A 23,738-nucleotide genomic window follows, 5' to 3' on the forward strand; every position below is an offset into this window, starting at 1 on the left:
TCGCCGAACGTAAACGGGGACCAGTCCCCAAATGTTTGGGAGCCAGCATGCGTATCGAGCCCATCACCGAACTGACCACGGCCTTTCCCGGTTTCCTCACCGACCCCCACCCCGCCTACCGGGCCCTGCGCGCGCAGGGCCCGGTGCACCGGGTGAAGATGCCCGGCGGCGAGACGGTCCGGCTGGTCCTCGGGTACGACGCCGTACGCACCGCCCTCGCCGACCCGCGGCTGCGCAACGACATCCGGCACTCGGCCGAGTTCGACGACGACGGCGGCTACGCGATCGGCCTCAACATGCTCCAGACCGACCCGCCCGACCACACCCGGCTCCGCACCCTCGTCGCCCGCGAGTTCACCGCCCGCCGCATCGCGCACCTGCGTCCGCGCATCGAGCACATCTGCGCCGAGCTCCTCGACGACATGACCGCCGACCGGGCCGACCGCGCGGATCTCGTGAACGACTACGCCTTCCCGCTGCCCATCACCGTCATCAGCGAGCTCCTCGGCGTCCCGGCCGCCGACCGCGCCGCCTTCCGCGGCTGGTCCAGCGACATCGTCGCCGTCGCCGACGCGGAGAAGGCCGGCGCCGCGGCGGTCGCCATGACCGGTTACCTCACCGGCCTCATCGAGGACAAGCGCCGCCAGGCCCCGGACGAGGACGGCGACCTGCTGCACGCGCTCGTACGCACCCACGACCAGGACGACCACCTCACCCCCGAGGAACTCCTCGGCATGGCCTTCCTGTTGCTCGTCGCCGGGCACGAGACCACCGCCAATCTCATATCCAGCGCCGTCCACCACCTCCTGCGCCACCCCGACCAGCTCGCCGCGCTGCGCGCCGACCCCGCCCTCGTGGACGGCACGGTCGAGGAGGCCCTGCGCTACGAGCCCCCCGCGCAGATCGCCGCCTACCGCTACAACGCCGAACCCATGACGCTGGCCGGTACCGCCCTCGACCAGGGCGAACGCGTCGTTCTCGGGCTCGCCGCCGCCAACCGCGACCCCGACCGGTTCGCCGACCCGGACCGCTTCGACATCCACCGCGACCCCGCCGTCAACCGCGCGCAGATCGCGTTCAGCCACGGCATCCACCACTGCCTCGGCGCGCCCCTCGCCCGCCTCGAAACGGCCATCGCCCTGCCCGCGCTCCTCAGCCGCTTCCCCGACCTCGCCCTCGACGAGACGGCCGACGCTCCCGAGTGGCGTCCGAGCCTGCTGCGCGGGCTGCGCAACCTGCCCGTCCGCTGGTAACGGGGCCCTCTTCCGGTTCCATCGGACCGGGCCCCTCATCCGGATATCCGGCTCCCTGGCGGGCGCCCGCTACCAACTCCCGCACGGATGTGGATGCCTGACCGACCTGAGACCTCTGAGGCTCCCTTGCGGCTTCTGCGGTGTAACGATGCTTATGCGGGTGGCGCGACAGGGAACGATCCACGCGCCGCCGGTAACGGGGAGAAAGGCTCCCTCATCAGAAGGGAAGAAACACCATGAGCATCCGCAACAACCGCAGCCGCAGCCGTATCGCCGTCGTCGCGGCGGCGCTCGCCGGGGCCGCCGCGATGTTCGCGGCGCCGGGCACGGCCAGCGCGGACCCGTCCCAGTGGCCGTGCGACTCGTCGGAGTTCTGCATCTACCACGACGCGCAGGGCGGCGGGAGTCACCTGTCGCTCTCGGAGGGCGTCTACGACCTCGGCGGCGTGGCCGGCAACCTCAACGACCACGTGTACTCGGTGAAGAACATCTCCGGCGGCAACTGGTGCCTGTACCGGGACGCCGGGTACGGGAACCAGGCCCAGCTCATCCCCGACGGCGCGGCCATCGATCTCGACCCCGGCATCGCCAGCGAGATCAGCTCCGTACAGTCCTGCTGACCCGAGTTCGGGCTCCGGCCCCGCCGGTACCGGATCGCTTCGGCGGCCCGTAGAGGACAGGTGCCGCTCGGCGTGTGATGCGCGCCCCCGTTCAGGTGTCCGACACCTGAACGGGGGCGCATCGCGTGTCTCACGCCCTGGGTCCGTCCCTCAGACCTCGTCGGGCCAGGTCAGCGGCGGGAGACTGCCCGCGAGGCGGCGTTCCTGGGCGGTCAGCGGCACGTCGGCCCGTAGCCGCTCGGGGTGGCCCGGCGGCGGACCGGCCAGGGGATGCGCCTCGGGCCGTACGGGCGGGGGCAGTTGGCCGGTCGCGTGCAGCGTGCCGAAGGCGACCAGGCCGTCCCACAGAGGACGCCACAGGGGACGCAGAAGTCGGGCGGCCACGCGGTGTCTGATCCCTGCGTTGGGCATGGCCGAAGGGTGCCAGGGGGCGGTCGAGGCGGGATGGTGTCCGGGTGGGACGGCGGCGGAAACGCGTCAGGTTGTCGTATGCCGACGCCCTGGAAGAGACCGCGGCGGGCCGGAGCCGGTCTCCTCACGCCGCCGGGCGCCGCCGCCGGGCGTGCTTCTTGTGGGCGGACTGGCGGGACACGCCGAGCGGTTCGGCGATGTCGCCCCAGGCCCAGCCCAGCGCACGGGCCCGGTCCACCTGCTGGGCCTCCATCTCCTCGACGAGCCGGCGCAGCAGGCGCACGGCGGCCAGCCCCTCCCGGATCCCGCCGGATGCCGCGGCGGCCACGAGCCGGTTCACCTCTGCTTCATCCACTCCGTCCACTTCATCCACGGCCGTCAACCTAGGCTGACTACTGAGCGTCGTCAAGCGCCTACGACGCCATAACCGGAATCGGGCTCACCGCCCCGAAACCTCTTCCTCCGAATCCTCTGCCGCGGAATCCTCTGCGGGCGATTTCGCTGCGGCCGAACGCCCTTCCGCCGGCGCCTCGTCCGCCGACGCTGTGTGCACCGACGCCTCGTCCGCCGACGCCGCTGTGTACACCGGCGCTTCGTACACCGGCGCTTCGTCCGCGCCGATGCCGAACTCGGCCAGTACCGCCTCGGTGTGCTCGCCCAGAGCCGGCACGGCGTCCATCCGCGCCTCCGTGTCGGTGAAGGTGATCGCCGGGAGCACGGCCTCGACGGGGCCGACCGGGGTCTCCACCGTGCGCCACCGGTCGCGGGCCGCCAGCTGGGGGTGGTCGGCCAGGCCGTGCACGGAGTTCAGCCGGGCGTTGCCGATGCCCGCGTCGTCGAGGGCCCGTACGAGCTCCGCCACGGTCAGCCGGGCGGTCACCTCGCCGATGAGGGCGTCCACGGCCGGGCGGTGGCGGCAGCGCGCGACGTTGGTGGCGTAGTCCGGGTGCTCCGCCAGGTCGGGGCGGCCGAGCACCTCGGCGGCCAGGGCGCGCCACTGCCGGTCGTTCTGCACGCCGATCAGTACGTCCGTACCGTCCGCCGTCGGGTACGCGTCGTAGGGGACGATCGCGGGGTGGCCCAGCGCGGCGCGCGGCGGCTGCGCCCCGGTGTGCAGGGTGGTGTAGAGCGGGTGCCCCATCCATTCGGCGATCGCGTCGAACATCGACACCTCCACGCACGCGCCGCCTCCGCCGCGCTCCCGGCGCAGCAGGGCCGCCAGGACCGCGGAGAAGGCGTAGAGGCCGGCCCCGATGTCGGCCACCGGGATGCCGGTCTTCACCGCCTCGCCCGCGGTGCCGGTCACCGAGGCGAGGCCCGTCTCGCCCTGTACGAGCAGGTCGTACGCGCGTTTGGCGCGCAGCGGGCCGCTGCTGCCGTAGCCGGACATCTCCACGACCACCAGGCGGGGGTGGGCGGCGCGCAGGGCGGCCGACCCGAAGCCCAGCCGGTCGGCGGCGCCGGGTGCGAGGTTCTGGACGAACACGTCGGCGTGCGCCAGCAGGGCGCCCAGCGCCTCGCGGCCCCGCGCGCTCTTGAGGTCCAGGGCGACCGACTCCTTGCCCCGGTTGAGCCAGACGAAGTGCGAGGAAATGCCGCGCACCGCCTCGTCGTAGCCGCGGGCGAAGTCGCCGCCGTCGGGCCGTTCGATCTTGATGACGCGGGCCCCGAGGTCGGCGAGATGGCGGGTGGCGATCGGGGCGGCCACCGCCTGCTCCAGGCTGACGATGGTGACGCCGTCGAGTGCGCGCATGGTTCCTCCAGAGGCGGGGCGAGGCGAGGGCGGTTCCGTACGAGCTTGGCGGTACGAGCGGGGCCTGCCGCCGCGGGCAGCAGCCGCACGAGGCGATCTGTGCACGGGGCCGGCACAGTCGGATCAGTACGAGCAGGTCAGGGAGGGGCGGGTCAGGTACGGGCGGGTCAGGGAGGGGCGCGTCAGATACGGGCGGTCCAGTACAGCTGCGGATCAATACGAGCGCGGCAGCCCCATCACATGCTGCGAGACGTAGTTGAGTACCATCTCCTGGCTGACCGGCGCCAGCCGCAGCAGCCGGGACTCCCGGAAGTAGCGCTCCACGTGGTACTCCTGCGCGTACCCCATGCCGCCCAGCGTCTGCACCGCCCGGTCCGCAGCCTGGAAACCGGCGTCCGCACAGAGCCACTTGGCCATGTTCGCCTCGCGCCCGCAGGTCAGCCCCCGGTCGTAGCGCCAGGCTGCCTGACGGGCCATCAGGCGGGCGGCGTCCAGCCGGGTGAGGGCCTCGGCCAGCGGGAAGGCGATGCCCTGGTTCTGTCCGATGGGGCGGTCGAAGACGACGCGTTCCTTCGCGTAGCGGGTCGCGGCGTCCAGGGCGGCTCGGCCGAGCCCCAGCGCCTCGTGGGCGAGCAGGATGCGCTCCGGGTTGAGGCCGTCCAGCAGATAGCGGAACCCTTCGCCCTCCTCGCCGATCCGGGCCGACGCGGGCACCCGGAGCCCGTCGATGAAGATCTCGTTGGAGGCCACCGCGTTGCGGCCCATCTTCGGGATCGGCCGGATGTCCATGGCCCGGCGGTCGACGTCGGCGAGGAAGACCGACAGCCCCTGGGTGGGCCGGGTCACCTCGTCGCGAGGGGTCGTACGGGCGAGCAGGATCATCTTCTGCGCGTCCCCGGCCTTGGTGATCCATATCTTGCGGCCGTCGATCACGTAGTCCTCGCCGTCGCGCCGGGCGACGGTGGAGATCCGGGTGGTGTCGGTCCCGGCGTCCGGTTCGGTCACCCCGAAGCAGACGTGCAGTTCGCCGGTGGCGGCGTGCGGCAGCACCGCGCGGCGCAGTTCCTCGCCGCCGTGCCGGGCCAGGACGTTGAGTCCGAAGATCGTCAGGTGCATCGTGCTGCACCCGTTCATGCCGGCGCCGGAGGCGGCCACCTCCTCCAGCAGCAGCGCCGCCTCCAGCACGCCGAGCCCGCCGCCGCCGTACTCCTCGGGGACGGCGATGCCCAGCCAGCCGGCGGCGGCGAAGGCGTCGTAGAACTTCCAGGGGAACTCGCCGCGGTGGTCGCGCTCGGCCCAGTACTCGGGCGGGAAGCTCCGGGCCAGGTCGCGGACGCCGGCCTGGATGTCCCGCTGCTGCTCGGTGAGTTCGAAATCCATCTGCCGCTCCGATCACTCGTGCCGTTCCTATCGTTCCTATATAAGAACGCGAGTTCGTAAGTAGGGACGAACCTAGGTACGGGTGTGCCCCCTGTCAAGGGATGGGACAGCCCGGCGCGGGCTGCGACAATGACCGCCGACGATGGCGGCCGGGCAGCGGCGCGCATGAGCACGGAGGCGACGTGGCAGGTCACAACGGCGACGGGAACGCACCAGGGGCGCCGGCCGCGGGCCCGCCGGCATCGACGCCCAAGCAGCGGACGCTCGACGAGCGGACGCCCACAGAGCGGACGACCAAGGAACTGACGCCCAAAGAACAGGCGCCCAAAGAACAGGCGCCCAAGGAACACCGGACCGTCACGCGGGTGACCACCATCCTGGAGACGGCCGCCGCCTCGGACGGCATCCGGCTGGCCGCGCTCTGCGCCGTACTGGACGCCCCGAAGTCGTCCGTCCACGGCCTCGTGCAAGGGCTGGTGGCCACCGGCTACCTCACCGAGCGGGACAGCGGCTACGTGCTCGGCCCGGCCGCCGGGGCCCTGCTCGCCGCGCCCCGGACCGCCCTGGCCGACCTCGCCCGCCCGGCGATGGAGCGGCTGCTGCGGGAGTTCGACGAGACGGTGATGCTCGGCGAACCCGTCGGCGACTCGATCGTCTACGTCCAGGTCCTCGAATCCACCCAGGTGATCCGCTACTCCGCTCCCCTGCGCACCCGGCGCCCGCTGTATCCGACCAGCACCGGCAAGGTGGCCCTGGCCCACCGCGACACGGCGCGCCGCAACGCCTATCTGCGGACCCACGTGCCGGACGAGCACCACCGCGCGCAGGTCCGCGAGGAGCTGGCGGCCGTCGCCGCCGGGGGCGTCGCCTTCAACCGCGGGGAGACCCTGCCCGACGTCAGCGCCACCGCGGCCGGGGTGTTCGCGGGCGGCCGGCTCATCGCGTGCCTGGCGGTGGCGGGCCCCACTCCCCGTACCGCCGAGCGGCTCGACACGGTCGCGGACGCCGTACGCGCCGCCGCCGCGGAACTCTCGGCCGAGCTGTCCCGGACGGGCGGCGCGCCGGCCTGACCCGCTGCCGCCCCTCGCCGAGTGGGACAGGGCAACAGGGCGACGGGTCCGGCGGCGTACGGCTTCCACCGGCCGAACGCGCGGGTCCGCGGCAGTGGCCGCCGCCACTGGACCACGGAAATTGTGAGATGCCCCCTATGCCGTGCGGCGCCGCGCCTGATGATGTTGAGAGCCGTACAGCACGGCACGCATTCGCGGAGGACGGCGCATGGACCAGCACACTCATCCCATCGGCAGCGGGCCCGGCGCGGTCGCCGACCTCGCCCGGGCACTGACCGAAGCGCTGCCCGAGGGCCGGGTCCTGACGGGGCCGGAGACCATGGACGGCTACCGGCACGACGAGGCGGAGTGGGCCCCGTACGGGCAGCCGGTCGCCGTGGTCCGGCCCCGGTCCACCGCCGAGGTCCGCACCCTGGTGCGGTGGTGCCTGGAACACCGGGTGCCGCTGGTTCCGCGCGGGGCGGGCACCGGGCTGTCCGGCGGGGCGAACGCCCTGGACGGCTCCGTCGTGGTGTCCTTCGAGGCCATGGACCGGGTGCTGGAGATCGACGCGGGCGAGCGGCTGGCCGTGGTGCAGCCCGGCGTCGTCAACGACGATCTGCGCCGGGCCTGCGCCGAGCACGGGCTGTGGTACCCGCCGGACCCGGCCAGTTCCCCGTGGTCGACCATAGGCGGCAACGTCGCCACCAACGCGGGCGGGATGTGCTGCGTCAAGTACGGCGTCACCCGGGACTACGTGCTGGGGCTGGAGGTGGTCACCGGCGGCGGCGAGGTGGTCAGACTGGGGCGGCGCACCGCCAAGGGCGTGGCCGGTTACGACCTGTGCTCGCTGCTCGTCGGCTCGGAGGGGACCCTCGGCGTGATCACCGAGGTGACGGTGCGGCTACGGGCGCAGCGACCGCCCGAGCGTACGGTGGTGGGCCATTTCGACTCGGCCGTCGCGGCGGGCGAGGCGGTCGCCGCCGTGGCCGCCGCGGGGGTGGCGCCCTCGGCGCTGGAACTCGTCGACCGGCACTGCCTGGCCGCCGTCGACGCCTGGAAGAACATGGGGCTCTCCGCCGAGGCCGACACGGTGCTGCTGGGACGGCTGGACACACCAGGGGCGGCCGGGGACGCCGAGGCGGACCTGATGGTCGACTGCTTCCGCGCGGCCGGGGCGAGCTGGGCCGCGGTCTCGACCGACCAGCAGGAGGCCGACGCCCTGTTCGACGCCCGCCGCCTGGCCTATCCGGCGCTGGAACGGCTGGGCCCGGTACTCACCGAGGACGTCTGCGTGCCCCGGGCCAAGGTGCCGGAGATGCTGGCCCGTATCGACCGGACCGCCGCCGCGCACGACCTGCTGATCGCCAACATCGCGCACGCCGGGGACGGCAACCTGCACCCTCTGATCATCACGCCGCCCGGCGACGACGAGGCGCGGGCCCGCGCGCAGCGGGCCTTCGAGGCGATCCTCGACGACGCTCTGGCGCTGGGCGGCACGGTCACCGGCGAACACGGTGTCGGGCTGCTCAAACGGCGCGGCATGGACCGCGAACTGGGCCCGGAGGTGCTGGCCCTGCACCACGCCGTCAAGAGCGCGCTGGATCCGCACGGCATCCTCAATCCGGGGAAGGTCGTCGACGTGGAAGGCGTGTCAGGCGTATCAGGCGTGTCGGGCATGTGAGGCGCGGCAGGGGGCGGCCGGGAAGTCGCCCGGTGAGACGAGGCCGGGCGCGCCACGTTCTCGCAGCGGATGCACACGGTGCGGGACGCCCCGGCGGAGGGCCTGGGCGAACCGGAACTCGCTGCCTGAAACGGGCACCGCTGACCGGCCCCGGGCCCCTGGGTGCACGGCCGGCTCCGGCCGGGCGACGCGGTGGCCGAGGCCGCGGTGGTTCGACCGGTTCGACCGCGGCTTGAGGGTTCTGCGCGTACCGGCCGCGCGCCCTCGGACGTAGGCGGCGAAAAGTCTCCGGGGCGGATTCAACGGAATACTTGAAGACATGAAGGCCGACGAGGGGGAAGAGCCGGTGTTCCACGCCGCCTCTTCCGCCTCGGTCTCATCGCTCATAGCGCCCTCGAAGGAATTCCCATCGGAAGGGAAAAGACATTGGGCCACATTCAAGGAAATGCCGCCGTAGTCGAAGGTTTCGTGCCGGTCATCGATCTGTCCGCCAGGGGAAGTGCGCACGGGCGCGAGCTCATAGCCGACGCGATCGGCGCGGCGTGCGAGAGCTCCGGATTCTTCACCATCGTGGGCCATGGCGTACCGCCGGAACTCATCGCCCGCATGCACGCGACGACGAACGCGTTCTTCGAATTGCCGGACACAGAGAAGGATCTGGTGGCGAACCGGCCCGGCGTCGCCGGATTCCGGCGCTTCGGAGGAACGACCGCCCTGAGCCAGGATCAGCAGACGCCTCCCGACCTGTGCGAGGTCTTCGCGTCCCATGTGACGGGAGAACTGAGCGAGGACGAACGCGCCCGGCTCGGCGACTACGAGGCTCCGTGGAAGATGGCGAACATCTGGCCCGACGCACCCGCCGGTTTCCAGGACACGTGGCACGAGTACACGGGCGCCATGGCGGAACTCGCGAGCGACATCATGCGGTTGTTCGCGCTGGCGCTCGGGCTGCCCGAAGGGTTCTGGGACGACAAGTTCGACAACCACACGTCGGCGCTCATCGCCAACTACTACTACCCGCAGCTCACGCCTCCCCTGCCGGGGCAGCTACGGCGCGGCGCGCATACCGACTGGGGCAGTCTGACGATCCTCCACCAGGAGGACGGCCTCGGCGGTCTCCAGGTCCTCCAGGGTTCCGGAGAGACCGGCGAATGGCGTGACGTGCCGGCCATTCCGGGCAGCTTCGTCGTCAACATCGGCGACCTGATGGCCCTGTGGACCGGCGGGCGGTGGGTTTCGACCATGCACCGCGTACTGAACCCGGGACAAGGAACCCGGTCCTCGCGCCTGTCCATCCCCTTCTTCCAACAGCCCAACCATGACGCTCCCGTCGAACCGATCGCCGCTATCGCGCCCCCGGACTACGAATGCCCGCCCAAGACCGGCATGACCTCCGGCGAGTGGATTTCGGCGAAGATGGTCAAGACATTCTCAACGGAGCCATAAGAAATAGGCCGTGCCCCGTAGACCGTAGGAAATAGGTCATAGATCGAAGGCACAGGAGAACACTCGGCTGCCCTTCCCCTACGGCTCTTGTCGCGGGAGGGGCGGCCCGCTCCGGACGGGGGCGACGAATTGCGGGGACGGACCGGTGAGACCATGATCGCGAGGGGGAAGCCGACCGTCAGCCGTCCGTCCGGAGGAGAAGACCATGGAGCGCCACGACATCGGGCCGCGGATGATCGGCGGGCACCTCGCGTACCACCGGGCGGTGGTCGTGGAGGAGCCCCGCCGCTGGCTGGTGCTGTCCGGCCACGAGGCCCGCGACGAGCAGGGCCGAATCGCCCACCGCGGCGACATTCGCGGCCAGATCGCACTGACCTGCCAACGCCTCGGCGAGACGCTGGACGAGGCGGGGTTCAGCTTCTCCGATATCGTCCAGATCCGCGTCTTCACCGTCGACCTGCCGGCCATGACCGCGAACTACGACGCTCTCACCACCGAACTCGAAAACCGCGGCTGCGGGCCCGCCAGCCTGCTCGCCGGGGTCAGCGCGCTCTCGGATCCGGACATGCTGGTGGAGATCGAGGCCGTCGCCGCCCAGTGAGGCGCCCGCCCGGACGACGGTCGGCCCCTGCGCTGCCGACCCCTGCGATGCAGGCCTCTCAAGCGCCCTTCGGCACCGCCGCCTCCACCACCGACAGGGACGAGGCGGTGGGATGGACGCGGACCATCGTCAGTCCCGCGTCCGTCAGCAGCCGCCGGAAGTCGTCCGCGCCGCGCTCCCGGCCGCTCAGTGACGCCATCATCAGCACGTCGAGGGTCTTGCCGTGGTGCGGCGCGTTGTCCCGTGGGATTACGGCGTCGATCACCAGCAGCCGGCTGCCCTCGGTCATCGCGGCGCGGCAGGCGCGCAGGATGCGCAGGCAGTCGTCGTCGTGCCAGTCGTGCAGGACGCGTTTGACGAGGTAGACGTCGGCCGCGGCCGGTACGGACGTGAAGAAGTCGCCGCTCTCCACCCGCCAGCGCCCGGCCAGCTCCGGCCCCTCCAGCGCGTGCTCACGCACCACCGTCTCCTGGTCGTACAGGACGCCGGTCAGCTTCCGGCCGCGCAGCAGCACCTCGCGCAGCAGCCCGCCACGGCCGCCGCCGACATCGGCGACCACACCGGTGGCGGGGAGGGGACAGGCGGCGGCGATGGCGGTGTTCTCGCCGTCGGAGAGGGCGGCCATGCCCGTGTCGAAGGCGGCGCCCAGTTCCTCGGCCCCGGCGAGGTAGTCGAAGAAGGGGGCGCCGAAGATGTCGTCGAAGACGGTGTGCCCGGCGCGTACGGTCTCCTCCAGCCGGCCGGCGGGGCGCCAGAACGTCTCGTCCGACAGCATGCCGACCGCTTCCCGCATGGACGACGGCACGTCCGAGCGCAGTAACTGGGCCAGCGGCGTCAGTCCGAAGGCGCCCGTCTCGTCCTCGTGGAAGACATCACGGGTCGCCAACAGGCGCAAGGCGCGGCGCAGATGGCCGGCGTCGGCGCCGGTCAGGGCGGCGAGCTGGTCGGGGGTGCGCGGGCCGTCGACGAGGCGGTCGGCCACGCCGAGGCGGGCCGCGGCCCGCAGTGTCGCGGAGTGGAGATAGGCCAGAGCGTGCTCGCTCAGCCGCAGTACGAGGGCGTCCTGGTCTTCGGGGGCGGGTCGGGCGGCATCCATGGCTGCCTCCTTCTGATCACGCTGGTCACGGTCGGTGGCACGGACGAGCGGAGCCGTACGGGCGTGGGTGCGGGTGCGGGTACACGTGCGGCGTTTGAGGGCGGTGAGCCGCCGTCGCCCCACGATGGCCGGGAAGCCGCGGGCCCGCCAGAGGGCGTCGGCGCGTGGCCAGAGGGCGGGGTGCGGAAGGCACGCGGGGAGCGGGCCACGCGAGTCATCCGGATCGCGAACTTCGCCCGAATGCGGCCTTGTTGTGACGGTCCGGGCGTGCGTTACATCAGAGGTACGGGTGGGCGGGGGCCGGGAGCGGCTTGGGAGGGCGGCAGCACGTACCGGGTGGCGGGGCGTCAACCGTCCCCTCCCCTGGGGCGTCCCTTTCACCGCGAACGAACCACCGGAGGTCCGGGTACCGGTTGGGGCCCGTCGGCCGCATCACGGCGGCCCACCCGCCACGGGGGTGCGGGTGGGCCACTCCAGCGCGCCGTCCGATAGCGGACAGCACAACACACCCCCGGTCGGTCACAGTTGTTCCGTGACCGACCGGGGGCGGCTGAAGGGAAGGTAGAGAAATGGGAGGTGGAGAAGCGGGGGGCAGAGAAGGCCGGGAGCGAGCCGCGCCCCCGGCCGTTCAGGTCAGCAGTTCAGGTAAGCCGTGTGAATCCAGACACCGGTGCGGCCGCCCCACAGGTCACCCATCACCCAATTCCCCTGCCTGCCGCGCAGATTCAGCTTCTGTCCGCGGTTCACCTGCCCCAGGACGGGATACTCCGTGCCGGGACCGCCCCGGAAGTTGACCCCGTTGTCGTTGACGGTGCAGACGGCGTTGATCCGCTGCACGGCCCGCGGGGCCGCGTGTCCGGGTGACGCGTCGGCGGCCGGAGCCACTGCCAGCGCGAGTCCGGCGAATACCGTGGCGGTAGCCGCAGCCGCGCAAGTCTTCCGGATACGCTTCCCAAAGTTTGCCATTGCTGTCCTCTCGGATATCCCACGCCTTTTGGCAGGGGATGCGGGCGAGCAAGATGGAGCGCAGCCGCACGGAACCTTACCCATTCCCCGCTCCGGAGCGACCGAACGGAATGCAACGCACGGCATCCCAGAAAGACCGGCAAGACCAGAAAAGGAGGAAGAAGAAAAGGCGACCCGTACGGCTTCACGGAAAAGCCCTTTGAATCGCCTTGAGAATAAATTACGTTCCTCGATCGGCGGTATCACCCAATCGTGTGAGAATATCTCCGCTTCTACCGGTTCAGGACCGTCTCGACGGCGTTGTGGGACGGCGACGTCAGGCGCAGGCCGCCGCGGGGCACAGCTGCCACAGCCCCCAACTGCCCCCGGGCGCATGCTCGGTGGCCTGCCAGGTCCGGTCGCGGTTCCACTCGCGGGCGCTCACCCTCAGTCGGCCGTCGGCGAGTTCGGTGACACTGCCCGGGGCGCCGAGCCCCACATCGACCTCGGGGACCTTCCCCATGGACCGCACCGGCCCCCAGGCGCCGGACGAGCCGCCTTGGCTCCGCACGTTCATCGAGGACGCAGCGGCGACGCTGGACGCGAAGGCGTGCAGCCGCCCGTCGCGCGTCGCGAACAGCACCACGCCGCCGTGGTACGGGGCCGGGTTCAGGCCGAAGTCCTCGGGCGCGCTCCAGTCCTCCCCATCGGCGGTGGCCTGCGCGGTGTGGCAAGAGACGCCGTACGAGGGGAAGAACACCTCCAGCCGGCCATCGGCGTCCTCGGCCGCGCTCACGTACGAGATCTTCGGCCCGACGGGCACAGCACTGACGCGCTTCCAGTCGCCGTAGGCGCCGCCCGGCTCGTCCTGAGCGCGGTGCCACAGGAACCAGGGCGTGCCCTGAGTCACCGAGTCGTCCGCGAAGTACTGGAACTGCTCGACTCGCCCGTCGCCGCGCGGCACCGACACCAAGCTGCCGTTCATGGGGCGGCTGGCCAGCCCCGCGGCGTCCGCGTTCGGGCGGCAGGCGTCGGCCCGTACAGCGGAGGAAACGAGGGAAGCGGAGGAAACGGACGGAGCGGGGGAAGCGGCATGCGCGGGCGGAACGGCCTGGGCGGGTGCGGCCATCGCCGCACCCGCCCAGATCACCACGCCTACAGCCGACAACGCACCGCGTAACGGTCTGCGAAACACGTTCGACGCACCTCCATCGCAGGGCCTCTACGCCCTTCGGCGGTACGCACATCCGTACGTACCGCCGCCGCGCAACCGCCGGGTGGGCGTCCGAGTCATCCTCGCTCGCCCCAGCGGCCACGACCAGAGGGCAGAGCCCCAACCTGCCGACGAATAAGGAGGCTTGACCGCGTCAGCGGTGCCGGTGCCTCATTACTGAGGGCCGGTGCCCGACTGGAGGGCGCCGACCGTGAAGGTGTCGCCGCACACTCGCAGCCCCGAGGTCCGCGCGGTCATGGCGTCCTTCGAACCGGGCGCGTACGCCTTCACGATCTTCCCCGTCTTCCAGCACGGGCTGTCCTTGAGGCCGTCGTTGATCGTCCGCAGCGCGGCGTACGCGCTCTCGCCCGGGGCCAGCCGCACCACGCCCCCGGCACCGCCCTCGCGCTTCGCGGGCGAGCCCACCGTCTGGCCGTCCCCCGCCAGCAGCGACACTCCGGGGTAGCCGCCCAGCGAACAGGCCTTCTTGCCCGTGTTCGTGAACACCAGCGGGTAGTGGATGTTGCCCGCCCCCACGTCCCCGGTCCCCACTCGCAGTGACATGTCGGCGGCCTCGCAGCGGTCCGAGGCGGACTGGGGCGACAGGTTCGACGCGGCGGCCGCCGCGCTTCCCTTGCCGTGACCGCCGCCGCCGGCCGTACCGGCCGCGTCGGAGCCCGAGCCGGAGCCGGATTCGGACGAGGTGCCCGCCCCGGAACCACCGGCCGAGGCAGCGGACGACGAACCGGTCGCCGCGCCCGCCTTGTCGTCCCCGCAGGCGGAGAGCGACAGCGCCGCGACAGCGACCAGCGAGACCGCGGCGGCACAACGAGCACGACGAGCGACGAGAGTGGCAGACGACATGAGAACGCCCCTTACGGGAGTACGGCAGACCGAACGCTTGCGTCTCCACTCTCCATCCGCCCGCTCACGATCCACTAACACGGCGCTAACGCCCGTACAGAAGGCCGCCGAAACGCGGCTGATACGCACCACAGACCCACAACGCCCCCACGCGACACAGCCCCGCCGCGACGCGACGGGACCGGTCGATGCGCTCAGTCGGATTCCGGGTCAGGAAACCTGCTTCACGGTGGGCTTCGCCTTGCTCCCCGCGGTCTCGAACTTCAGCTTCGTCTTGTCCGACACGACGGATTTCTCAGCGGATCCACCGCCATTGGGGACGACTCGCACATTGACCGGCGTCCCCTTCGCCGGCTCCACGGTGAAGGTCTTCGTCTGCCCCTTGCGCACGTCGGTCTGGCAGGTACCGCCCAGGTTGTCGGTGACGCATATCGCCGCCGTGTAATTCCCCTTCTGCGTCACCTGAACCGTCACCTTCGCCGCCACCCGCCCATTCCCGACCGCCGCCGCACCGGCCGCCGGCGAAAGCCCGAACCCCAGTCCCGCGGCAATACCCACAGCCGCCAGCAAAGTCACCGCACGCCGCCCGTGCCGGCCTCGCGAGGAAATACCCATAGCCATGTCGTCCCCCTGTCGCAATCTCCCGATAGGCGTTCCTGACGCCCGATCAGGACTCCGGATACCTTCCGGTCAGAACGGAATACGCACCGGCGCCGAGAGGCGTTCAAATCGGCTTCGAAAAAATCCGCGGCCCGCCCGTGAAGCGCGCCACACTCGCCCGGACGACCTCCCGGCGCCCGTCGCGCTCGGCTCCGACGCAGGCCAGGGCGGAGGGGGCCGCGATGTGTATACAGCATATGGGATACCCTCGCTCGACATAAGCCAAGGCTTACCTAAGTAGGCCGCTGGGTCGTCAGTGTCGTAAGAGTCGCCAGAGACAGCCGGAGCCCGTATGTCCCCTTCCCGCACCGTCACCGCACCGGCCCGCGCGCCCCGGCTGCCGCGTCGTGTCCTCGATCTCGTCGGCGGCGTCTTCATTCCGCTCATCCCCGCGCTCACGGGCTGCGGGCTGCTCGCCGGGCTCACCGGGCTGCTCGCGAATCTCGTCCACACCGGGCATCTGCCGTGGGCCGCCGGGACCGTCACGGTTCTGCTGCCGCTGAGCAACGGCTTCACCGCCGTGCTCTCGGTGTTCGTCGGCTACAGCGCGGCCCGTGCGCTCGGCGGTACGCCCGTGCTGGGCGGTGCCACCGCGGCGGTCATGCTGCATCCGAAGGTGGTGGCCATCCACTACAGCCTGCCGCTCATCGGCGACGTTTCCCCCAGCCACAACGAAGGCGGCCCGCTCACCGCGCTCGCCATCGGGCTGGTCACCGCCTGGCTCGAACGCCGGCTCCGGCGCGTCGTGCCACGCAGTGTGGACGAGCTGTTCACGCCGCTGCTCACCGTCCTGATCGGGGGGCTCACCACCGTTCTCGTCCTCATGCCGCTGGGCGGGGCGGCGGCCTCGGCGACCGGGACTCTCGCCTCCTGGGCGCTCGGCGTCAACGGCGCCGTCGGCGGCGCGATCCTCGGCGGCGTCTTCATACCCGGTCTGCACCAGGCGCTGATCGGGGTGACCAGCACCCTCATCCAGCAGCACGGCTCCTCCGCCCTGCTGCCCATCATGGACATGGCCGGCGCCGGACAGGTCGGCGCCGCCATCGCCGTATACCTGCGGGCCCGGCCCGGCAACGCTCTGCGCCACGCCATTCGCGCCACCGCTCCGGCGGCGCTCCTCGGCGTCGGCGAGCCCATGTACTACACCGTCACCCTCCCCCTCGGCCGCGTCTATGTGATGGGCTGCCTCGGCGGCGCGACGGGCGGCGCGTTCCTCGGCGCGTTCAACCAGTTCGGTTACACGGTCGGCGCGGTCGCCCAGGGCAAGGCCGGCTGGTCGCTGCTGCCGCTGCTGACCGGCAACCACGGCACCGCCGCCGCCATGGCCCTGTACGCCGCCGGGCTCGTGCTCGGCACCGTGGTCGGTCTCGCCGCGGCCCTGGCGGCCCTCCGCGGCGACCGGGCCACCGCGCTCCTCGAACGGACTCCGCCGCTACGGGCGGCAGCGGCCGAGGAGGCGCGGGTCCCCGCCCACCGGGCGCCCGTCGCGGGCGTGAGCCTCGTCAAGGAAGGCGTCTGACGCCTGCGACAGCCCTGGGGGCAGCGGAAGAGGAAGGGGAGAGGGCAGTCGAGGAGTTCGGCCCGGCGCTCCTCCGGTACGTAGTGGCCGCGGTCGGGAATGACGATCACGCGTCCCGAGTCAGGCACTCCCAGTGGTCGGCCAGCGCCGTCAGCTCCCCCAGCAGCGCCGCGCGCTCACCCGGCCCGTACGGCCCCAGCAACCGCTCGTCCAGCAGCCGCGCCCGCCGGTCCGCCTCCGCCAACGCCCCCTCCCCCGCCTCCGTCAAGAACAGCAACTTCCGACGCCCGTCGTCCGGAGCCGTACGCCGCACCAGCAACCCCCGTCCCTCCAACCGCCGCGCCACATCCGCCATCGTCGACGTATCCAACGCCACCGCCGACGCCATCGACGACTGATCCTCACCAGGCGCCGCCCCCACCGCCGTCAACACCGCGAACTGCGGACCCGTCAACACCGGATCCACCAACCGCACCCACGCCGCCACATACGCCTGATACAACCGCCGCACCTGATACCCCGGCGCAGCCGACAGAGCTGTGGGCGGCGTGTCCGCCCCTGTGTCAGAAGGTGTCATCTCAGCCATGACCACACCTAAACACGGCCCTCGGCGGCGCTCTCGGCCGGTCCGGGAACCGCGTCACCTTGCGACGGCCCCGGCAGTGCCTGCGCCGAAGGAGTGGAGAGTGCGGCGGACGCGTTTGGTCCGCCCTGAGGTGGGGGACCGGACCACGGTGCCGAGGGGGGCTTCCAGTGAAAGGTGTGGCACGTGGTATCGCACACCGCGCAGCATCCCCCGGCCGTCTCCGCGGTCACTCTCCATGTCAATGGCGTCCCGCACCGGTTGACCCTGGACAACCGCACGACCGTGCTCGACGCGCTGCGCGAGCACCTCGCGCTGACCGGCTCGAAGAAGGGCTGCGACCACGGGCAGTGCGGCGCCTGCACGGTGCTGATCGAGGGCCGGCACACCAACAGCTGCCTCAAGCTGGCGGTCTCCTGTGACGGTGCGGAGATCACCACGGTGGAGGGGCTGGCCGACGGGGAGAATCCGCATCCGGTGCAGCGGGCGTTCCTCGACCGCGACGGCTTCCAGTGCGGCTACTGCACACCGGGCCAGATCTGCTCCGCCGTCGGGGTCCTGACCGAGGTGGCGGACGGCCACCCCTCGCATGTGACGCCCGTGCCGCCCAGCGGCTCGGAAGCGGCCCCGGAGCCGGTGCGGCTCACCCCCGAAGAGATCCGGGAGCGCATGAGCGGCAACCTGTGCCGTTGCGGCGCGTACACCAATATCGTCGCCGCCATCGAGGACGTGGCCGGGTGAAGTCCTTCTCCTATGTACGTCCGAGCGACGTCGACACCGCCATCGCCGCTGTCTCGGCCGACCCCGCGGGCAGCTTCCTCGGGGGCGGTACGAACCTGGTCGACCTGATGAAGCTCGGGGTGGCGGCTCCGGGGCTGCTGGTCGACGTCTCCGGGCTGCCGCTGACCGGCGTGGAGCCGACCTCGGACGGCGGTCTGTCGGTCGGCGCGAACGTCCGCAACAGCGACCTCGCGGCGCACCCCGTCGTCCGGGCCCGGTACCCGGCGCTGTCGCAGGCCCTGCTGGCCGGTGCCTCGGGCCAGCTCCGCAACGCGGCGACCACCGGCGGAAACCTGCTCCAGCGCACGCGCTGCCTCTACTTCCAGGACGTGGGCAAGCCGTGCAACAAGCGGGAGCCCGGCTCCGGCTGTCCCGCGCGGGAGGGGGTGCACCGGGATCTGGCGGTGCTCGGCCACTCCGCGCACTGCGTCGCCACGCACCCCTCGGACATGGCCGTCGCCCTCGCCGCCCTGGACGCCGTCGTCCGGCTGCGCGGTCCCGACGGCGAGCGGACCGTGCCCGTGACGGACTTCCACCGGCTGCCCGGCGACCGTCCCGAGCGGGACAGCGTGATCGGCCACGGCGAACTGATCACCGCCGTGGAGCTGCCCGCCCCCGCTCCGGGCCGCTCCGCCTACCGCAAGGCCCGCGACCGCGCCTCGTACGCCTTCGCGCTCGTCTCCGTGGCCGCCGCCCTCGACGTCCGAGGCGGTACGGTCCGCTCCGCGCGGCTCGCCTTCGGCGGCCTGGCGCACAAGCCCTGGCGCGCCCGCGCGGCCGAAGAGGCGCTGCTGGGCGCGGAGGCCACGGAGGAGTCCTTCGGCCGGGCGGCCGACGCCGAGCTGTCGGCGGCCGAGCCGCTGCGGGACAACGCGTTCAAGGTGGAGCTCGCCCGCAATCTGGCGGTCCGTGTGCTCGCGGGGCTGGCCGGCGAGGCGGCCTCCGATCCCCGGTCCCCCGGCCCGTACACCGGCAGTTGAGGAGCGTTGGGATGGTTCGTACGCACAGCGCAGGTCAGGCCCTCGGCGCGCCGGTCGGCCGGCTGGAGGGCATGGAGAAGGTCACCGGCACCGCCCGGTACGCGGCCGAGCACACCCCGGCGGGCGCCGTGTACGCCTGGCCGGTGCCCGCCGCCGTGCCCTGCGGCAGGGTGACCGCGGTGCACGTGGCGGAGGCGCTGGCCGAGCTCGGGGCCGTCGCCGTCCTCACGCATGAGAACGCGCCGCGCCTCGGCGAGTGCGACGACCCGATCCTGTGGGTCCTCCAGGACGACCAGGTGCCGCACCGCGGCTGGTACGTGGCCCTCGCCGTCGCCGCCACCCCGGAGGCGGCGCGCGCCATGGCCGCCGCCGTCCGCGTCGACTATGAGACGCGGGACCACGACGTCGTGCTCACCGCCGACCATCCGGGGCTGTACGCGTGCGAGGAGGCCAACGGCGGGGCCGAGGGGACCCGGGTGCGGGGCGACTTCGACGCCTCGTACGGGTCCGCTCCGGTGCGCGTCGACGCCACGTACACGATGTCCGGCCTGCACAACCACCCCATGGAGCCGCACGCCGCCACGGCCGAGTGGGACGGCGGCCGGCTGGCGGTGCACGATTCCAGTCAGGGCGCGACGACCGTGCAGCGCACGCTGGCCGGGCTGTTCGGGCTGGCCGAGGAGCGGATCACGGTCGTCTCGGAGCATGTCGGGGGCGGTTTCGGCGCCAAGGGCACGCCGCGGCCCCAGGTGGTGCTGGCCGTGATGGCGGCGCTGCACACCGGGCGCCCGGTCAAGCTGGCGTTGCCGCGCGCGCAGTTGGCGGCGGTCGTGGGCCATCGCGCGCCGACGATCCAGCGGGTGCGGCTCGGGGCGGGCGAGGACGGGGTGATCACCGCGCTCGCGCAGGAGGTCGTCACGCAGACCTCCACCGTCAAGGAGTTCGTGGAGCAGGCCGCGGTCCCGGCCCGCGTCATGTATACCTCGCCGAACAGCCGCACCGCGCACCGGGTCGCGGCGCTGGACGTGCCGAGCCCGTCGTGGATGCGGGCGCCGGGCGAGGCGTCGGGCATGTACGCGCTGGAGTCGGCCATGGACGAGCTCGCCGAGCGGGCCGGGCTGGACCCGGTGGAGCTGCGGGTCCGCAATGAGCCCGGCGTGGAGCCGGACACCGGGAAGCCGTTCAGCAGCCGGCATCTCGTCGGCGCCCTGCACGACGGGGCGCGGCGGTTCGGCTGGTACGAGCGCGATCCCCGCCCCCGGTCCCGGCGGGAGGGGCGGCTGCTGATCGGGAGCGGCGTCGCGTCGTCCACGTATCCGGTGCTGATGATGGCCTCCCGGGCCGAGGCGCGGACGGAGCCCGGTGGCCTCTTCCGGGTCCGCGTCAACGCCACGGACATCGGTACGGGGGCCCGTACGGTTCTGGCGCAGGTCGCGGCCGACGCGCTCGGGGCGCCGTTGGACCGGGTGGGCATCGACATCGGGAGCAGCGCGCTGCCTGCCGCGTCGCTGGCCGGGGGCTCGTCCGGCACGGCGTCCTGGGGGTGGGCGGTGGACAAGGCGTGCCGTGAGCTGCGGGCGCGGCTCGACGAGCACGGGGGCGAGCCGCCGGCGGCGGGGCTGGTCGCCGTGGCGGACACGGCGGAGGAGCTGGAGAAGGAGGCGGCGTCCCCGTACGCGAAGCACTCTTTCGGGGCACAGTTCGCCGAGGTGCAGGTCGATGTCGACAGCGGTGAGACGCGGGTGCGCCGGCTGCTCGGGGTCTTCGCCGCCGGGCGGATCCTCAACTCCCGCACGGCGCGCAGTCAGTTCATCGGTGCGATGACGATGGGGGTGGGCATGGCGCTGCTGGAGGGGAGCACGATGGATCCGGTCTTCGGCGACTTCGCCGAGCGCGATCTGGCTTCGTACCATGTGCCCGCCTGCGCGGACCTGCCGGAGATCGAGGCGCACTGGCTCGACGAGGACGACGGGCGGCTGAACCCGATGGGCAGCAAGGGGATCGGTGAGATCGGCATCGTGGGGACGGCGGCGGCGATCGGCAACGCCGTGTACCACGCGACGGGCGTCCGGTTCCGTGAGCTGCCGCTGCACCCGGACAGAATCCTCGCCGGTCTCGGCCGCTTCACCTGAGCTCGCATGGGCGGGCGGGCATAGACTGGATGCGCCTTTTAGGCGGAAAGATATGAGGTGTCCGGTGTGACGGCTGGGTGTATGGCAGGCGCTCCGTGCTGGGTCAGTCTGATGGCGCGGAGCCTCGACGGCGCGGCGGACTTCTACGGTCCGCTGCTCGGCTGGCGGTTTGTGACGGGGCCCGAGCCGTGGGGCCGCTACCTGCGGGCCTTCGCCGGGGACACGGAGGTCGCGGGCGTGGGCGAGGTGGCCCGCGACTGGGAGTACCCGGTGACGTGGACGACGTATTTCGGCACGGAGAACGCGAATGAGACCGCCGCGTCGATCCGCGAGCGCGGCGGGACGGTGGCGGTGGGCCCCCTGGAGTTCGAGGCGGGCCGCATCGCGCTGGTCGCCGACCCGGCCGGGGCCGCGTTCGGCATCTGGGAGGCGACCGGCAGCGCGGGCAGCGGGCTGCGGTCGGGGGTGGCCTCCGTCTGGACGGAGCTGCGCACGCGGGACGCCTTCGACGCGGCGATCTTCTACGGCAATGTCTTCGGCTGGGACGACCGGGACCCGGCCCGCTACGAGGTGCGGTGGGAGTACGACCATGTGGTGCTGCACGTCGACGGGCGCGGCGTCGCGGCCCTGCACGGGGGCGGCACCGAGGCCGCGGTGGATCCCCGCGTCCGGCCGCGGTGGCATGTCTTCTTCCCGGTGACGGACGTCGACGAGGCGGTGCGCAGGGCCGAGAAGCTGGGCGGGGAGCTGATGGACGAGCCGCGGGAGTCCATGCACGGCCGGGTGGCGGGGCTGCGCGATCCGGACGGCGCCCTGTTCTCCGTGGTCGGCGCCCCTTCCTGAGCCGACGGGCGCTGACGGCCCGTCAGGGTGCGCTGTCGTCGGGCAGCTTCTCCAGGAGCGTACGGGACGCGTGGAGCATGAGGCGGCAGATGTCCTCGGGGTCGGCGCCCGCGATCGGGTCCTTGCCGATCACCGAGCGGGTCAGCCCGATGCCGAGGAGCCAGGCGAGGATCAGGTCGGAGCGCAGCTCGGCGTCGTCGGCGTCGGTGAGGGTGGACAGGACGCTGGTGTACTCCCGGCCGAGGAGGCGGCGCGTCTCGCTGCGCGCCTCGCCGGTGCCGGTGGAGCGCAGATACACCTCCAGCGTCCGGTCGCGGTGGCCGTCGCCGGGGTCGAGGAGGCCGCGCAGGGCGACTTCCAGCAGCCGTTCGGGCGGGGTGTCGCGCACCTGCTGCCATCCCTGCCGGGCCACCACCTCGCTGAACAGCGCCTTCTTGGTGCCGAAGTAGCGGAAGAGCAGGGCCTGGTTGAAGCCCGCGCGGGCGGCGATGTCGCGGACGGTGGTGCGTTCGTAGCCCCGCTCGGTGAACAGCGCGGTCGCCGCGTCGATGAGGGCTCGTCTGGTCGCCTCGGCGTCCCGCCTGCGCTCCGGCCGGTCTTCGGTCATCCCGCGAGCCTCCCCCGAAATGGCCGTCAGCATAACCCGAATTTGATCCGACGCCCCGTTGACCGCCCGCTCCGCCGGACCTACCGTATGTAAGCAGACGCTTACAACGGAAGACGGAAGGGGCACAGGTGACCGCCACCGACATCGAACCCGCGGCTTACCCGTTCAACGAAGCGACCGCGCTGACGCTCTCGGATCTCTACGAGGACGCCCGCAGCCGGGAAGGGCTGCTGCGGGTCCGCTTGCCGTACGGCGATCCCGCGTGGCTGGCGACCCGCTACGCCGACGCCCGGCTCGTACTCGGCGACCGCCGGTTCAGCCGCGCCGAGGCCGCACACCACGACGAGCCCCGGCAGTCCGAGGCCCAGACCAACTCCGGCATCCTCAGCATGGATCCGCCCGACCACACCCGGCTCCGCAAACTCTCGGCCAAGGCGTTCACGGTGCACAAGGTCGAGAAGTTGCGGCCGGACATACGCACGCTCGCGGAGGGCCTGATCGACGACATGATCGCGGCCGGGCCGCCCGCCGACCTCGTCGAGGACTACGCGCTGCCGATCCCCGTCGGTGTCATCTGCCGCATGCTCGGGGTGCCCACCGAGGACCGCCCGCGCTTCCGGGTCTGGAGCGACAACGCGCTGTCCACCAGCTCCCTGACCGCCGAGGAGTTCCACGCCAGCCGGGAGGAACTGCGCGAGTACATGCGGGGGTTGATCGAGCAGCACCGCGCCCACCCCGCGGACGACCTGATGACCTCCCTGATCGAGGCGCGCGACGTGGGTGACCGGCTCTCCGAGCTGGAGCTGGTCGACCTCTGCGTCGGCATCCTGGTGGCCGGGCACGAGACCACCGCCTCCCAGATCCCCAACTTCGTCTGCACCCTGCTCGACCACCCCGAGCAGCTCGCCCTGCTGCGCGAGGACCCGGACCTCATCCCGGCCGCCGTCGAGGAGCTGCTGCGCTTCGTGCCGCTGGGCGTCGGCGCCAGCCAGGCCCGGTACGCCACCGAGGACATCGAGGTGGGCGGCACGCTGGTGCGCGCCGGGGAGCCCGTGGTGGTGGCCGTCGGCGCGGCCAACCGCGACGCCCTGCGCTTCACCGAGGCCGGCGAGCTCGACGTGCGGCGGGAGAGCAACGGCCACCTCGGGTTCGGCCACGGCGCGCACCACTGCCTGGGCGCGCCGCTGGCCCGGCTCGAACTCCAGGAGGCGCTGCGGGCCCTGATCCTGCGGCTGCCCGGGCTGCGCATCACGGGCGACATCGTGTGGAAGACGGAAATGCTGGTGCGCGGGCCGCGCTCGATGCCGGTGGGGTGGTGA

At 72.0% G+C, this 23,738-nt stretch carries 24 protein-coding genes; 13 read left to right on the forward strand and 11 right to left on the reverse strand.

The genetic code is table 11. The annotated features are described in order from the left end of the window. Positions 1–47 precede the first annotated feature (47 nt). Positions 48–1,253 carry a cytochrome P450 gene (locus tag AB0I22_RS21005; protein ID WP_363132342.1) on the forward strand — a complete coding sequence of 402 codons (1,206 nt, stop codon included), beginning with the start codon at positions 48–50 and terminating at the stop codon, positions 1,251–1,253. A gap of 236 nt (positions 1,254–1,489) precedes the next feature. Then, the gene (locus tag AB0I22_RS21010; RefSeq protein ID WP_363132343.1) at positions 1,490–1,873 is read left to right on the forward strand and encodes a peptidase inhibitor family I36 protein; all 384 of its coding nucleotides are present in this window, start codon (positions 1,490–1,492) and stop codon (positions 1,871–1,873) included. A gap of 150 nt (positions 1,874–2,023) precedes the next feature. Here the strand turns inward: AB0I22_RS21010 and AB0I22_RS21015 are convergent, their stop codons facing one another. The 4 genes from AB0I22_RS21015 to AB0I22_RS21030 form a co-directional block, all read right to left on the reverse strand. After that, a complete protein-coding gene (locus tag AB0I22_RS21015; protein ID WP_363132344.1) occupies positions 2,024–2,284 on the reverse strand; it encodes a DUF6059 family protein in 261 nt (86 codons plus the stop codon). A 124-nt stretch (positions 2,285–2,408) separates the two neighbouring features. Further along, the gene (locus AB0I22_RS21020) at positions 2,409–2,624 is read right to left on the reverse strand and encodes a hypothetical protein (RefSeq protein WP_363132414.1); all 216 of its coding nucleotides are present in this window, start codon (positions 2,622–2,624) and stop codon (positions 2,409–2,411) included. 99 nt (positions 2,625–2,723) lie between these two features. Then, complete coding sequence (locus AB0I22_RS21025) at positions 2,724–4,037, reverse strand: CaiB/BaiF CoA-transferase family protein (RefSeq protein ID WP_363132345.1); 1,314 nt, start codon at positions 4,035–4,037, stop codon at positions 2,724–2,726. Positions 4,038–4,250: 213 nt separating this feature from the next. Then, a complete protein-coding gene (locus AB0I22_RS21030) occupies positions 4,251–5,417 on the reverse strand; it encodes an acyl-CoA dehydrogenase family protein (protein WP_363132346.1) in 1,167 nt (388 codons plus the stop codon). Between the two features lie 182 nt (positions 5,418–5,599). Here AB0I22_RS21030 and AB0I22_RS21035 point away from each other — a divergent pair, with 182 nt between their 5' ends. From AB0I22_RS21035 to AB0I22_RS21055, 5 genes are all read left to right on the forward strand, one after another. Next, on the forward strand, positions 5,600–6,487 hold the full coding sequence (locus AB0I22_RS21035) for an IclR family transcriptional regulator C-terminal domain-containing protein (RefSeq protein ID WP_363132347.1): 888 nt from the start codon (positions 5,600–5,602) through the stop codon (positions 6,485–6,487). A gap of 319 nt (positions 6,488–6,806) precedes the next feature. Further along, complete coding sequence (locus AB0I22_RS21040; protein ID WP_363132415.1) at positions 6,807–8,150, forward strand: FAD-linked oxidase C-terminal domain-containing protein; 1,344 nt, start codon at positions 6,807–6,809, stop codon at positions 8,148–8,150. Between the two features lie 319 nt (positions 8,151–8,469). Next, complete coding sequence (locus tag AB0I22_RS21045) at positions 8,470–8,607, forward strand: hypothetical protein (protein ID WP_363132348.1); 138 nt, start codon at positions 8,470–8,472, stop codon at positions 8,605–8,607. Between the two features lie 11 nt (positions 8,608–8,618). Next, on the forward strand, positions 8,619–9,596 hold the full coding sequence (locus AB0I22_RS21050) for a 2-oxoglutarate and iron-dependent oxygenase domain-containing protein (protein ID WP_363132349.1): 978 nt from the start codon (positions 8,619–8,621) through the stop codon (positions 9,594–9,596). Positions 9,597–9,801: 205 nt separating this feature from the next. After that, a complete protein-coding gene (locus AB0I22_RS21055) occupies positions 9,802–10,197 on the forward strand; it encodes a Rid family hydrolase (protein ID WP_363132350.1) in 396 nt (131 codons plus the stop codon). Between the two features lie 58 nt (positions 10,198–10,255). On the opposite strand, the gene AB0I22_RS21060 is transcribed toward AB0I22_RS21055, so the two are convergent. The 5 genes from AB0I22_RS21060 to AB0I22_RS21080 all read right to left on the reverse strand — a co-directional run bounded on the left by AB0I22_RS21060 (position 10,256) and on the right by AB0I22_RS21080 (position 14,936). Further along, the gene (locus AB0I22_RS21060) at positions 10,256–11,293 is read right to left on the reverse strand and encodes a methyltransferase (RefSeq protein WP_363132351.1); all 1,038 of its coding nucleotides are present in this window, start codon (positions 11,291–11,293) and stop codon (positions 10,256–10,258) included. Positions 11,294–11,926: 633 nt separating this feature from the next. Further along, complete coding sequence (locus AB0I22_RS21065) at positions 11,927–12,130, reverse strand: SH3 domain-containing protein (RefSeq protein WP_363132352.1); 204 nt, start codon at positions 12,128–12,130, stop codon at positions 11,927–11,929. Between the two features lie 445 nt (positions 12,131–12,575). Continuing rightward, positions 12,576–13,391 (reverse strand): hypothetical protein, encoded by an 816-nt coding sequence (locus AB0I22_RS21070; protein ID WP_363132353.1) that lies wholly within the window; start codon positions 13,389–13,391, stop codon positions 12,576–12,578. Between the two features lie 234 nt (positions 13,392–13,625). After that, a complete protein-coding gene (locus AB0I22_RS21075) occupies positions 13,626–14,315 on the reverse strand; it encodes a DUF4232 domain-containing protein (protein WP_363132354.1) in 690 nt (229 codons plus the stop codon). Between the two features lie 210 nt (positions 14,316–14,525). Further along, entirely contained in the window at positions 14,526–14,936 is a 411-nt protein-coding gene (locus tag AB0I22_RS21080) for a hypothetical protein (RefSeq protein ID WP_363132355.1), read from the reverse strand. 331 nt (positions 14,937–15,267) lie between these two features. On the opposite strand from AB0I22_RS21080, the gene AB0I22_RS21085 reads away from it, so the two are divergent. Continuing rightward, positions 15,268–16,494 (forward strand): PTS transporter subunit EIIC, encoded by a 1,227-nt coding sequence (locus tag AB0I22_RS21085; protein WP_363132356.1) that lies wholly within the window; start codon positions 15,268–15,270, stop codon positions 16,492–16,494. 106 nt (positions 16,495–16,600) lie between these two features. Here AB0I22_RS21085 and AB0I22_RS21090 read toward each other — a convergent pair whose 3' ends face one another. Then, entirely contained in the window at positions 16,601–17,080 is a 480-nt protein-coding gene (locus AB0I22_RS21090; protein WP_363132357.1) for a MarR family winged helix-turn-helix transcriptional regulator, read from the reverse strand. Between the two features lie 183 nt (positions 17,081–17,263). On the opposite strand from AB0I22_RS21090, the gene AB0I22_RS21095 reads away from it, so the two are divergent. From AB0I22_RS21095 to AB0I22_RS21110, 4 genes are all read left to right on the forward strand, one after another. Beyond that, positions 17,264–17,818, forward strand: coding sequence for a 2Fe-2S iron-sulfur cluster-binding protein (locus tag AB0I22_RS21095; protein ID WP_363132358.1), 555 nt, complete (start codon positions 17,264–17,266; stop codon positions 17,816–17,818). Next, positions 17,815–18,837 carry a xanthine dehydrogenase family protein subunit M gene (locus AB0I22_RS21100; RefSeq protein ID WP_363132359.1) on the forward strand — a complete coding sequence of 341 codons (1,023 nt, stop codon included), beginning with the start codon at positions 17,815–17,817 and terminating at the stop codon, positions 18,835–18,837. The genes AB0I22_RS21095 and AB0I22_RS21100 overlap by 4 nt, the downstream gene beginning before the upstream one ends. 11 nt (positions 18,838–18,848) lie before the next feature. Continuing rightward, positions 18,849–20,969, forward strand: coding sequence for a xanthine dehydrogenase family protein molybdopterin-binding subunit (locus tag AB0I22_RS21105; RefSeq protein WP_363132360.1), 2,121 nt, complete (start codon positions 18,849–18,851; stop codon positions 20,967–20,969). Positions 20,970–21,050: 81 nt separating this feature from the next. After that, the gene (locus tag AB0I22_RS21110) at positions 21,051–21,812 is read left to right on the forward strand and encodes a VOC family protein (protein ID WP_363132361.1); all 762 of its coding nucleotides are present in this window, start codon (positions 21,051–21,053) and stop codon (positions 21,810–21,812) included. Between the two features lie 22 nt (positions 21,813–21,834). Here the strand turns inward: AB0I22_RS21110 and AB0I22_RS21115 are convergent, their stop codons facing one another. Continuing rightward, entirely contained in the window at positions 21,835–22,419 is a 585-nt protein-coding gene (locus tag AB0I22_RS21115) for a TetR family transcriptional regulator (protein WP_363132362.1), read from the reverse strand. Between the two features lie 128 nt (positions 22,420–22,547). On the opposite strand from AB0I22_RS21115, the gene AB0I22_RS21120 reads away from it, so the two are divergent. After that, the gene (locus AB0I22_RS21120; RefSeq protein WP_363132363.1) at positions 22,548–23,738 is read left to right on the forward strand and encodes a cytochrome P450; all 1,191 of its coding nucleotides are present in this window, start codon (positions 22,548–22,550) and stop codon (positions 23,736–23,738) included.

The sequence above is a fragment of the Streptomyces sp. NPDC050610 genome (assembly GCF_040654875.1).
Taxonomy (GTDB): domain Bacteria; phylum Actinomycetota; class Actinomycetes; order Streptomycetales; family Streptomycetaceae; genus Streptomyces.